The following is a 12428-nucleotide window of genomic DNA, read 5'->3' as shown; positions in this document are numbered from 1 at the left end:
TCAGATACCCCGGCTCATTGGCCCATGGATAGATTGGAACAGGCACTATCTGATCTGTCGGGTCAGGCGCTTGACTTCCGGGGAGCTGCGGTTGGAAAAGTCCTGCAGGGCCTTGGTTCCCCCGGAAGCATAGACCGCAACAGCGGCCATAAGATCCTTGAGAATCTGCGGACTGTTGCGATCAAAGGGGGCATAGGCACCTCCGGAGAGCTTGCTCACCTGCTGGAACACCGCCCTGGCATGGGCGTCGCTACCCTCATGGAACATGAACACCGGGGTTCTCAGCATGCCCAGTTCTCCGGCGGTATGGCAGAGCTCGTCCACCGATTCCTCGCAAAAATCGCCGATAAACACCACCGCTCTTACCGCCTCTGCGCGGGTTTCTTTCAGCGCGTGTTTCAGTACCCGGCTGATCTGGGTTCGACCACCCAGGCAGGACACGCCATTCATAAGGTTCAGCAGCTGGCCGGTCTCGGTGACAAATCCCGTCGCCCGGAATTCACGAAAGCCGCGGTAATAACAAAGCTGAATGGCCAGGCCGCCCAGATCCCTGGTGGCCATGAACAACTCACTTTGCAGGTGGCAGGCCTTATCCCACGTGGCCTCCCGGCTTGCGGTGGCATCCAGCGCGAAAATCAGCCGGCCCTGTTTACCGCCACCGCTTTGCGCCGGCAGTTTGCGGACCTCCTGGATAAACTGGTCGATCGACTGTTTGTCGGATTTTTTGCGTAGCTCTTTGTCGGACATAAGCTTCTGAAAACCGCCCGCGGTAACCAATGTATCGCTACAAGCGTAGGGCAAAGACAACGGGATTCACAGTGGCAGGCCGGCCATATTCGATAAAACCGTGCCGGTTGCCAGCTCAACCACCGTCAAGCTTGAACCAGCTGTACACCCGCATGGGAGGGATGTTCCGCAGCTCCAGTGCACAGCTGGCCGGCGCCCCCATGATCGGGCCGGTAATCGTGGCCACATCCCGGCGGAACTGATAGGCGATGAAACGCCCGCCCTCGGCCAGATTGTCCTTTACCGCCTGGGCGACACGGGTAGCAACGGCTTCCGGCATTTTCGAGAAGGGAATGCCGGAGATAACCACATCCGGTTGGCCCATATCGTGTAACGCCAGAATCTCTGCGAGATCCTCGGCGCTGCCCAGGTGGTTGGTGAAGCGCGGGTCTGCGATCTCGCCAAGCAGTTCGTGGAAGTACGGGCTCAACTCAATCGACAGCAGCTTTGCATCCTGGGTAAGGTGCCTCAGGAACGTTCTTGTGGTGCCTCCGGTGCCGGGCCCCAGCTCCACTACCCGGCTGGCAGCGGACAGCTCCGACGCCTCGACGATTCGCTGCTCCAGGAATCGCGAACTGGGGATAATCGAGCCCACCTGACGCGGTTCCCGCAGGAATCCTCGCAAGAAGGCTGCCGGGCTTGTCCTCCGGTTCGGATCGTACTTCGGGCCGTCCTTTTCTTCACCCATGGCATTTTTCTCAATCTGGCCGCCTGGAATACTAATCGATTATAGCAGTGAGCAATGTCTATACCGCCGCCAGCGGCAGAATGGCCCTGGCTAGTTTTTGTCGTCTTCCGTGTCATACGTGAACGGCTCTCCCTTCTCGTCCTGAAGCTGATAATCGTAGGCTGCCTGGAGGCCGGTCTCCTCCTCTGTCGCTTCCTCGGTCCCCTGCTCAATGTTGCGGGGATAAAGCGGCGACAGCAGTGCTACTACGATGCCGATCGCAGCGAAAATGGCAAACGCATCGCTATAGCCGAAGTTCTTCACCAGGATACCGACGATAGGCGAACCGGTGGCCTGACCAAGCGAAACTGCCATGAATGGCAATACCGGACCCATGGACAGCCGGCCCGGCAAAAGCCGGATGCCTGTCATCAGATAGAGCCCCGTCAAACTCATATAGGCCAGGCCGAAGACCAGTCCGGAGAATGCTGCAAGCGCCAGTTGATCGGGGCTGGCCGCCAATAACGCCAGGCTTGCCGCCAGCATCATCAGCATCAACGCCTGAGTGATCGGCGGGTTGTTGCGGTCGGCCAGGTCAGCCACCACCGCTCCCCCCAGCCCGGCGACGCCCACCGCCAACCAGAGCCACCCGGTTTGCTCGGGCGGCAGCCCGCCCAGAGTGACCACAAGGTCGGGCGCGAAGATCCAGTACGCGGAAGAAATGAAGCCCATCACAAAAGCAAACAGCGAGAGCCTGAACAGACGCCACCACTGCAGCGCAGTGATGGGAGGCGGCGGTGCTGCGTTCGACGGGGCAACCCGGGATACCGAGGGAATAAAATACCAGGCCGCAAACACCCCGATAACCGCCATAACGGCAAAGGACATATACGCATAGCGCCAGATGCCGGCCATGAAAAGAACGGCGGGCACGGCAACCATCACACCGATACTGGTACCGGCATTCATCACCGAGCTGACGCGCCCGTGTACGGAGCGATCAACCAGCACCTGCATGGCGGCCGTTAGCGCCGGCATCATCAGGCCGGTGCAGATACCACAGGCAAATACCCCGACCCCGAGTGATAAGGGGCCCGTGGCCTGGCTTATCAACGCCAGACCGACCGCCCCGAACGCTCCCGACAGAACCGCTGTGTTACGGGCGCCGAGACGATCAGCGGCAAGCGGGGCAACCGATGTGGCCAGCAGAAAACTGATAAGCGGAAGCGCGCCGATGATACCGACCAGGTAGGGTGTCAGACCGAGCTCGGCGCGGATGGGTGGTACGAACAGACCGAAGGCAAAACGGGCCAGACCGTAACTGATCGCAATCAGCGCCGCGCCGAAAATAGCAAATCCTGTGCTCGATACGGTCTTCACGATACGTTCTCCAACGGTAGCGCGCCTGGAACCAGCCTTTACAGAGTAGGAGTTGTTGTTGCCGGCATCAAACCATTTTGACTGCCCTGATTATCCTTTTCTGGGCTTCAGGACTTCAGGCCGGGGCGGCGCCGTCAGAGTTTTGAGAGTGCCTCCAGTATCGGTGTGTCTCCGGAAACCACATCAAAAACGCAATTGGTGGCCTTATCCGAATCCAGCGCCGCCAGCAGGACCCGGGCAACATCCTGCCTTGATATCTTCCCGAAATCCTCCATCTTCGAACTGATTGCCACTTTGCCGGTACCATCGTCGTTGGTCAGTTGCCCCGGGCGGACAATGGTGTAGTTCAGTCCGCTGTTCTTGAGATGCTCATCGGCATTGTGCTTGGCCCAGAGGTAATGGCGGAGTTTTTCCGGCCCTTTTTCCGGCTCCTCGGCACGCATGCTGCTGACCATGATGAATCGCTTGATGCCCATGGCTCTGGCTGTATCCACCAGCCGGATGGCACCGTCCTGATCCACATCAATGGTCTTATCCGGCCCGGTATGGGGGCCGGAGCCGGCAGTGAAAATCACCGCATCGCAACCCCTCATGGCCTCGCTACAGTCCTGCTCGAGATCCCCCAGCACGGTCTCCGTGGCGCCCATCTGCTGCAATTCTGGGCCCTGGTCCTGATGTCTGACCAGGGCCCGTGCCTCATGATCACTGTCTGCCATTTCCTGCAACAGATGTTGCCCGATTTGCCCGTTGGCTCCTGCAATGAACACATGCATGGTGGATCTCCTGATTGGCGTGAGTATCCCTTATAGCTGAGTGCACTGCAGGCACAATTCAAGGCACTGCGACCGCTACACCGATACTCGTACCCGCGCTCACCACGTAGCTGACGCGCCCCGCCTCACCAGGATGTGGCTATATACTGGGTCTCCAGGAACTCCTTTATGCCATCCTGGGCACCTTCCCGGCCTATACCGCTCTCTTTCATACCACCAAACGGAGCGGCCGGGTCGGATACGAACCCCCGGTTCACGCCAACAATGCCTGCGTTAAGCCTTTGCGCAATCCGCATGGCCTTACCAACATCCCGGCTGAAAACATAGGCGGCCAGACCATAAGGTGTGTCATTAGCCTGCTGGATAACCGATTCCACATCCCGGAAGCGCACCAGAGGCGCAACAGGACCAAACACTTCCTGATCCAGAATACGGGCATCCGGGTTGACATTGCGAAGCACGGTTGGCGCAAAGAAAAACCCTTGTTCGTGAAGAGTCGTACCGCCGGTTTCAATGGTGGCGCCGTCGCTAACTGCCTCAGCAATGATGGCCTGCAGCTTCTCCAGTTCTTTACGGGAAATGATGGGGCCAACATCCACGTCAGCCTCAAGACCATTGCCGACTTTCAGGTCAGAGAACCGTTCTACCAGTCGGTGGCAAAATTCGTCGTATATGGAATCATGAACATATAGCCTGTTCGCGGCAATGCAGGACTCACCGGCATTGCGCATCTTGGCGAGGAAGGCTCCCTCAATAGCGGTGTCAATATTTGCGTCATCGCAGACAATCAATGGCGCATTTCCGCCAAGCTCCATCGATGTGTTAAGGATCCTTTTGGCGGCGGAACCAAGCAGGAGGCGCCCGACACCGGTACTGCCTGTAAAAGAAATTTTACGCAGCCGGGAATCTGCCACCAGAGCATCGGTAAGAGTGCCTGCGTCATCAGTCGTCAGGACGTTGACAAGACCATCGGGCACGCCACATCTTTGCATCAGTTCTGCCAGATACATGGAGGTAAGCGGAGTTTCTTTCGGTGGCTTGACAATGACGCCGCAACCGGCGGCAATGGCCGGTGCGATTTTCCGGGTAATCATCGCTGCCGGGAAGTTCCAGGGCGTGATCAACAAAGCCGTGCCAACCGGCTGATGGGTCACGACAATCGTATGCTTGCCACTGGGAGATGGCCGCATTTCACCTCCCAAACGCAGGGATTCCTCACCATACCAACGAAAAAACTCCGAGGCATAATCGACCTCGCCGGTTGACTCCTTGAGAGTTTTCCCTTCCTCGAGGGTGATCAACCTGGCAATGATGTCTTTTTCTTTTTGCATGGTGTCGAAAACGGACCGCAAGACTTCCGAGCGTTCTCTCGGCGTCAGCGCCATCCACTCCTTCGCGGCCCCATCGCAGGCATCAAGGGCCAGCCTTGCATGCTCGGACGTGCAACTGGGGACAATGGCGATTACTTCCTCGGTAGCAGGATTAACCACCTCAATTTTGCCACTGGTTTCAGTTATCCACTCTCCGTTGACAAACAGCCCGATGGGTATGCTTTGCCCAATTTCTTCAATATATTCTTTCAAACCATAGACTCCTGATTCTGAAATCGCCTCTGGATCTGTTGCCGGTCAGTACTTGTTAGCGACAAACAATTCCTTGGACGGGAATAGCGTGATCACCTGACAGCCATCGGGAGTCACAACAACCTCCTCCTCGATACGAGCGGCACCATTACCGTCAGCAGCAGGGCAATACGTCTCCAGCGCGAAAACCATCCCCTCCTGCAATTCGAAGGGACTGTCGAACGATACCAGCCGGCTTATAATCGGCCGCTCGTGCAGTGCCATTCCCAATCCATGGCCAAACTGCAGACCGAATGCCTCCATTTCATTGGCAAAGCCAAAGTCGGTTGCCTTGGGCCATACCGCGGCAATCTTGTCGGTGGTCATGCCGGGGCGAACCAGCTCGATCGCAGAGTCGATCCATTCCCGGCACTGCTTGTAGGCATCCTCCTGCGACCTGGTAGAGCTGCCGATATTCAGAGTACGGTAGTAACAGGTGCGGTACCCCATGAACGCCTGGATAATATCGAAAAACGCCTGATCACCCGGCCGATACATACGGTCAGTGAAATTGTGGGGGTGCGGACAGCAGCGCTCACCGGATACGGCGTTAATTGCCTCTACGTCATCGGAGCCGTTGTCATAAAGAAACTTGTTGACCAGGGCCACCATCTCGTTTTCCCGGGTGCCCGGGCGAAGCTTTTCCGCCAGGTGATCGTAGGCGCCATCCACCATCGTGGCCGCCATGTTCAGCAGGGTTATTTCATCCTGGCTCTTAATCTGACGGGCATCCAGCATGACCTGTTGCACGTCCCTGATTTCCAGACCAACTTCCTGGAGTGCGAACAGCATTGGAGGCTCAACGACATCCACGCCTACGGGCATATCAGCGACGCCCTCGGCCCGCAGAATATCGCGGATTTCTTCAGCAGCACGCTTGAAAAGGCCGGCTTCCTGGCCGATAGAGCCTCTCAGCCCGAGCATCCCCGCACGACACCGCTCCTGCTTCAGCCAAGGGGCATAAATGCGATGATGGGCAGCGGCTGAACCGAAGTCCCAAAGATAGGGATCCGAATTGCCGGTGAACAGGGCGTAGCGACAGAACTTGTCTCTGGTCCATTCACCAATAACGGAACTGGTGAGATACCGGATGTTATTGTTGTCGAAACAGAGAATGGCCCCCAGGTCGGAGCCAGCCAGAGCTTCCCGCGCCCTCCCTGTCCTGTAGCGATGCAGGCGGTCATAGTTCACCCGCTCTTCAAAGTCGACATGCATCCTGCCCGGTGCAGGTATGGGGCGCCCCCATACCCAGTGAGGATCGACGTCCTCGGAACGAACAATGGTTGGCTCGCTCGGTTTTACTGTCTTAGCCATGACTCCTCCTCAATGCGGCGGCAAAGATAAGCCTGTTCTGCTTATGGAAACTCTCAAGTCTTACTCTAGTGCAAACGTTTGCGTTATTCAATTAAAAAGGCGCGAAAACGCGTTCGTGCAACCAGGTTCGTGTATAATTCAATAGACTAGGTATTCGAGATAATCGAAAGCAGAAGCTCACGACGTAGTCTCACGTCGTTTTCCAACTCCCTCTCAGATACTGGACTTTGGTTTTGGTGCACAGGAAACGGGTAACACTTCGCGATTTGGCAGAACACCTCAACATCAACACCTCCACGGTGTCCCGCGCGTTGAGTGAGAAATCCAGTGAAATGATTTCCCCTGATGTTGTAAAGCGGGTGAGAAAAGCCGCCCAGGAGATGGGTTACAAGCAGAATGCCGCCGCATACGCCCTCAAGGTTGGAAGAACCAAGTCCATCGGCATCATTATTCCGGACATGATGAACCCTGTGTTTGCGCCTATCGTTCGGGGCATTCACAGCGTCCTTAATCAGTATGGGTACACAGCGTTCCTGGCCTACAGTGAAAATAACGCAAGTGCAGCTCATTCCGAGGTGGAGAAGCTTATCAGCCGTGGCGTCGACGGCATCATATACGCGGCTGCATTTCGCACGGATAGCGTCGTGGATCTGTGTAAGAGCCACAGCATTCCCCTGGTTCTGGTCAACCGGGTGGTCGATCAGGGTAATGTGGATACGGTGAAAGTGGATGACTCATTGGGTATTAAAATGGCAGTAGGTCACCTGCTTGATCTGGGCCACCGTAAAATCGGCTTCATTGCCGGCCCCAAGAACATCTCGGTGTCATACATCCGCCTGCGGGCCTTCACTCAAACAATGGCCGAGCATGATCTCGAGGTAGAGCCACACCGCATTGTCGAAGCCCACTCTTTGACAGAGGAAGGCGGCGAAAAGGCAATGTCAGTATTTCTTGGGCAAAACCCCGACGCTACAGCGATTATCGCATCAAACGACCTGATTGCCCTGGGCTGCTTCACCGCCTTGACACAGTTTGGATATACCTGCCCGAAGAGAATATCCATAGTGGGCTTTAATAACATGCCTTATCTTGACTGGTTTGCGATCCCTCTTACAACGATATCGATTCCCCATTTCCAGATGGGCGAGCGGTCTGCCGAGCTATTACTGAAACGAATAGATCCTGAGAGTGATGACCATTATGAGGAGGTGCTGCTGAAACCCAAGCTCATTATCAGGCAGTCAACAGCTCCCGTGATCCGGAGGAAGAAAAAGATCGCCTCCACCTAGCGTTCTGTCTGGCCAGTGATTGCTCTGATCAGCGTGTCTTCAGTTACCTCACCACGGTCAAAGCATCGGGTTATGCGGCCATCGTACATCGCGATAATCCGGTCGCTTACGGTAAGCACCTCCGGCATTTCAGAGCTGACAACGATCACAGCCAGGCCAGTTTTCGCCAATTCCCTTATGAGATGGTGAATCTCTGATTTGGAGCCGACATCGATGCCTCTGGTAGGCTCGTCGAGGATGAGAATTTTTGGCGAGGTACTCAACCATTTACCAATCACCACCTTCTGCTGGTTGCCACCACTGAGGTTAAGAGTTGAATATTCCCAGCCCGGACATTTAATGCGAAGCTTGTCCATATACTCTTCGAACACCTTTCTCTCAGCAGAAGTATCAATCCAGCCAAGCTTCGTAAACTCGCTGATATTGGCCAGGGTCGTGTTGTCTTTACAACTCATCCCAAGAACCAGCCCCTGCTCTTTTCGGCTCTCCGGCACCAGACCAAGGCCATGATCGATAGCATCACTCGGCGAGTTGATGGCCAGGTTCTGGCCGTTAATCTGAACACTTCCGGAATCAGGCTTACGCAGACCGAAAATTGTTTCCATGATCTCAGTACGGCCAGCCCCGACCAGGCCATAGAATCCAACAACTTCCCCGGCGTGAACATCAAATGAAATATCTGAATACAACCCTTCGATACCAAGACCGCTGACCTGCAGAGCTTTGGCGCCAAGTTCCGGCGGCTGATGCTCGATATCGGCATCGAGGTCCCTGCCAATCATTCGTTGGGTCACTTCGTCTTCATTCGTTTGGCGGGTGTAGAAAGTGCCCTGGTAGGTGCCATCGCGCAACACCGAGATGCGATCGGAAAGCTCGAAGATCTCATCCATTCGGTGCGAGATGTAAACAATGGCAGTGCCACTCTCCTTCAACTCCCGTATTACACCGAACAACACCACTTTTTCGTAATCCGTAAGAGAGGCGGTAGGCTCGTCAAAAACAACAACTTTTGGCTGAAAAACCAGTGCCCGAGCGATTTCTACCATCTGCTGGTTGGCAATCGACAGATTGCCAAGCTTTTCCGTGGGCTTGAATTTGCAATTGAGGCGGGTGAGGATTTCTCCACATCGCTCATTCAGATGGCGATTATTAACAAATATGTTGGCAAACCGGGGAATGTTTCCCAGGAATACATTCTCTGCCACTGTCATATCCGGCACCAGGGAGAGCTCCTGGTGGATCAACAACACACCGTGCTCCCGGGCCTCCAGGGGGCTCGACATATGCACCAGTTGATCCTCAAGAATGACCTCCCCCCCATCCGGCTGATATATGCCGGCGAGTATCTTCATCAGAGTGGATTTCCCGGCACCATTTTCACCGAGAAGCGCATGCACCTCTCCTGCGCGAACATCCAGTTCCACACCATCCAATGCCTTCACACCCGGGAACGATTTACTGACATTCTTCAGTTTCAGCAAGGGCTTTTCTTCGGGCTGCGAGTTTATCGGTTCTTTCATTTCGGTTTGTGTGTTCATGCTCCCACTCCTTGCGGCTCGGCGAAGCGCTTATCGAGAAACAGAACAAGGATCAGAATAGAGCCAAGAATGATAAGCACGTAGAACGATGGCACCTGAAGTAAATTCATACCATTTCGGAGTATTGCGATGGCAAGAACACCGCCAAGGGTTCCGATGATGCTGCCAAAACCACCGGTAAGGCGCGTGCCTCCCAGGACGACCGCTGTGATCGTCCAAAGCTCATAATTGCGACCAAGATTCGGCGTTGATGCGCCCATTTGAGTCGATAACAGAATACCCGAGAGGGCGGCCAGGAAACCTATGAGAATAAAATTCAGTAACATATGCGGCCCGACACGAATGCCCGCCTCTTTGGCTGCGACCCGGTTACCGCCAACAGCAAAAACATTTCGTCCATGAATCGTATATTTCAATACCAGATGTGCAATTATTGTTAAAAATACAAAAATCAGTGCCAGCACAGGTATGCCAAACAACGAGCTGGCTCCAAAATTAGCATAGGCCAGGTCGTACGCGTAAAAAGCCTGCTCTTCGGTATAGATGAATACCAGCCCCCTCACTCCTATCATTGCACCAAGAGTAACAATGAATGCGTCAACACCGGTTTTCCAGGCGATTATTCCATTTAGCGCGCCAATCAGAATACCGGAGAGCAGTCCTACCGATACCGCTCCGATAATTCCCAGTTGCGGCTGCAAACCAACGGCAAGGCTTGCCGCAAGGGCCAGGGTCGCTCCAACCGATAAATCTATATTGCCGTTGATCATGACAAACGTCATCCCAAGGGCAATCAAACCGATTGTCGAGGCCTGCACCAGAATATTACTGAAATTCCTGATGTCGAAAAAATAAGGTGATGAAAAACTGAAGAAGACAATACAGACAAAAACAAATATCCAGATCGGCTGTCTTTTTATCAAGTAAATTATACGATTCATTGTCATTATCCCCGTCATATTTCGGGTTTTAATAAGTGCTAAAAAGCTTGCCACGCTTGGCAGCTATGTCTAGCCATACCGCTACAATAATAACCACCCAGGTAACGAGCCACTGGGTATAGTAGGGGAAGCCCAGCAGCAGCAATCCATTCTGAATCATCGCCAGAATCAGTACCCCGATGACGGTTCTCGCAATGCTTCCTGAGCCGCCCAGAAGGCTGGTTCCGCCCAGGATGACACCGGCAAGTACCAGTAACTCGTAACCTTCACCGACATTATTCTGAGACCCCATAACGCGGGAACCCAGAATCAGGGCAGCACAGCCGGTGGTGAACGCTGATAACAAATAGGTACTGAATACGAGACGATTTCTGCGCAGGCCGGAGAATAATGAAGCGGTTGCGTTCCCGCCAATGGCAAATATCTTGCGGCCGAAACCCGTTTTCAGGAGCACAATCTGCAAGATAATGCCCAGCACTATAAATATTATTGCCGGAACCGGAACGCCAAAGAGCGCCTCTCTTCCAAAAAATGCAAACCAGGTATTTGTCTGATCGGATATATCAACATTTTTGCCACCTGAATAAACGAGGGTAATGCCCTGTATAGCGGATAACATACCCAGGGTGACAATCAGTGAATTCAACCGTAGATAACCGATTAAATACCCGTTAACGGAGCCAATCAGCAACGTAAAGACAAACATCAACAGGATTGCCGTTCCGGGACCCACCTTGTCATGAAGATCGACCACCAGAACAGTGGCAAAAGATAATAGGGAACCTACAGACAGGTCCAGGTTTCCCCCGATGACAACAAAAGTCACACCGAGCGCAATGGTCCCGATAATGGACGCCTGCATCACTACGGTCAGGAAATTATCAGTACTGAGAAATTTTTGAGTCGACAGAGAAAAAATGACGACGCATAGAATGAAGGCCACCGAAATACCATGCTTCCCAAAAAACTGAAGCGCAGATATTTCGCCACCTTTTGAACCTGGTTTGAAAGAATCCAACAAAGCTTTCATTATTTGACCCCACTAACCGGAGCCCTTTGTGCAAGGGCCCCTTTTACTGTCAGATATCCCGACTCAGAAAACAGGCTTTTCGAATTCGCCCATGTTTTCCTGGGTAATCTTCGGAGTGTCAAAATAACTCATCTTGTCTACTTCTTTCCCTTGGGCAACGGCAATAGCGATGCTTAAAGCATTGCGCGCATCCTCTGCGGGGGACTGGTATACCGAGCCATGATATTCACCCCGAGCCATGGCCTCATAACCAACCGCGAAGTTGGTCGCACCAATGAAGATTATCTCTCCGGCACGGTCTTCGGATTTCGCAGCATTCAGTGCACCAACCCCCATATTATCGTCGGCAGCATAAACACCATCGATGCTGTCATATCGGGTCAGAAAGTCCTCCATCGTGCGCTGGGCTTTCGCACGATTCCAGTCGCCGGGCTGTGAATCGAGAATTGTTACATCGGGGCAGACTTCGGGAAGACGGTCTTCAAAGCCTTTCTGCCGCTCAATGGCCGTTGTATAACCAGGTTGCCCGGTGATCTGGACAATATTGCCCTCGCCACCAAGCTGGTCACACATCATTTCAGCCGCATAAGCGCCCTGTTGAATGTTGTTCGGGCCAGAAAATGCAGCAATCAAAGGCTGACCTGCCTCAGCAATATTGGAATTTGTTACCACTACGGGAATACCCGCATTCCTGGCGCCGTTAATGGCAGGAACTACCGCCTGGCCATCGGTCGGCCAAATGATGATTACATCAACCTGTTGCTGGATCAGATTCCTTACCTGTGAAATCTGGCGGGCAACATCACCGCCAGCATCGAGAACGACGACTTCGACGTTATCTGCTTCCTCGGCGGCATCCTCAAAGGCTTGCTCATAGGTAGTCTGATAGCTGTCCACACCCACATTGTTCTGGGTAATACCGATCCTGAAAGTTTCGGCCTGGGCCATCCCTGACAACCCGAGACTGATGATCGATCCGGCAAGAAGAGAAACCTTGCCGAGATTCTGGAGAGTGCGAACTGCTTTAATTTCAACTTTCATTGTTTTGACTCCGTTGCTTGTTTTTGTTCGGACCTGAGGGTGTTAAT

Annotated in this window: 11 protein-coding genes; 1 reads left to right on the top strand and 10 read right to left on the bottom strand. The window is 53.9% G+C overall.

Annotation, left to right across the window (positions count from 1 at the left end; genetic code table 11):
- Positions 1–45 precede the first annotated feature (45 nt).
- The 6 genes from DIT71_RS13795 to DIT71_RS13770 form a co-directional block, all read right to left on the bottom strand.
- Positions 46–747, bottom strand: coding sequence for a VWA domain-containing protein (locus DIT71_RS13795; protein WP_114613811.1), 702 nt, complete (start codon positions 745–747; stop codon positions 46–48).
- Between the two features lie 115 nt (positions 748–862).
- Positions 863–1474 (bottom strand): class I SAM-dependent methyltransferase, encoded by a 612-nt coding sequence (locus DIT71_RS13790; protein ID WP_114613810.1) that lies wholly within the window; start codon positions 1472–1474, stop codon positions 863–865.
- Positions 1475–1564: 90 nt separating this feature from the next.
- Positions 1565–2833: an MFS transporter gene (locus DIT71_RS13785; RefSeq protein ID WP_114613809.1), complete on the bottom strand. Its 1269-nt coding sequence runs from the start codon at positions 2831–2833 to the stop codon at positions 1565–1567.
- 134 nt (positions 2834–2967) lie between these two features.
- Positions 2968–3606: an SDR family oxidoreductase gene (locus DIT71_RS13780; protein ID WP_114613808.1), complete on the bottom strand. Its 639-nt coding sequence runs from the start codon at positions 3604–3606 to the stop codon at positions 2968–2970.
- Between the two features lie 125 nt (positions 3607–3731).
- Positions 3732–5189, bottom strand: coding sequence for an NAD-dependent succinate-semialdehyde dehydrogenase (locus tag DIT71_RS13775; protein WP_114613807.1), 1458 nt, complete (start codon positions 5187–5189; stop codon positions 3732–3734).
- Positions 5190–5234: 45 nt separating this feature from the next.
- Positions 5235–6542, bottom strand: coding sequence for a M24 family metallopeptidase (locus DIT71_RS13770; RefSeq protein ID WP_114613806.1), 1308 nt, complete (start codon positions 6540–6542; stop codon positions 5235–5237).
- Positions 6543–6808: 266 nt separating this feature from the next.
- Here DIT71_RS13770 and DIT71_RS13765 point away from each other — a divergent pair, with 266 nt between their 5' ends.
- A complete protein-coding gene (locus DIT71_RS13765) occupies positions 6809–7831 on the top strand; it encodes a LacI family DNA-binding transcriptional regulator (RefSeq protein ID WP_158538976.1) in 1023 nt (340 codons plus the stop codon).
- Here the strand turns inward: DIT71_RS13765 and DIT71_RS13760 are convergent.
- From DIT71_RS13760 to DIT71_RS13745, 4 genes are all read right to left on the bottom strand, one after another.
- Positions 7828–9369: a sugar ABC transporter ATP-binding protein gene (locus DIT71_RS13760; protein WP_227538129.1), complete on the bottom strand. Its 1542-nt coding sequence runs from the start codon at positions 9367–9369 to the stop codon at positions 7828–7830. The genes DIT71_RS13765 and DIT71_RS13760 overlap by 4 nt on opposite strands.
- Positions 9366–10310 (bottom strand): ABC transporter permease, encoded by a 945-nt coding sequence (locus DIT71_RS13755; RefSeq protein ID WP_114613804.1) that lies wholly within the window; start codon positions 10308–10310, stop codon positions 9366–9368. Before DIT71_RS13755 ends, DIT71_RS13760 begins: the two co-directional genes overlap by 4 nt.
- A gap of 28 nt (positions 10311–10338) precedes the next feature.
- Positions 10339–11340, bottom strand: a complete 1002-nt coding sequence (locus DIT71_RS13750; protein ID WP_114613803.1) for an ABC transporter permease — start codon at positions 11338–11340, stop codon at positions 10339–10341.
- Positions 11341–11403: 63 nt separating this feature from the next.
- Complete coding sequence (locus DIT71_RS13745; protein WP_114613802.1) at positions 11404–12381, bottom strand: sugar ABC transporter substrate-binding protein; 978 nt, start codon at positions 12379–12381, stop codon at positions 11404–11406.
- Between the last annotated feature and the right edge of the window lie 47 nt (positions 12382–12428).

Origin of the sequence: Marinobacter vulgaris, assembly GCF_003344045.1 — a bacterium.
GTDB lineage: Bacteria > Pseudomonadota > Gammaproteobacteria > Pseudomonadales > Oleiphilaceae > Marinobacter > Marinobacter vulgaris.
Note: the sequence above shows the minus strand (reverse complement) of the source record. Positions and strands in the feature narration are given on the sequence as shown.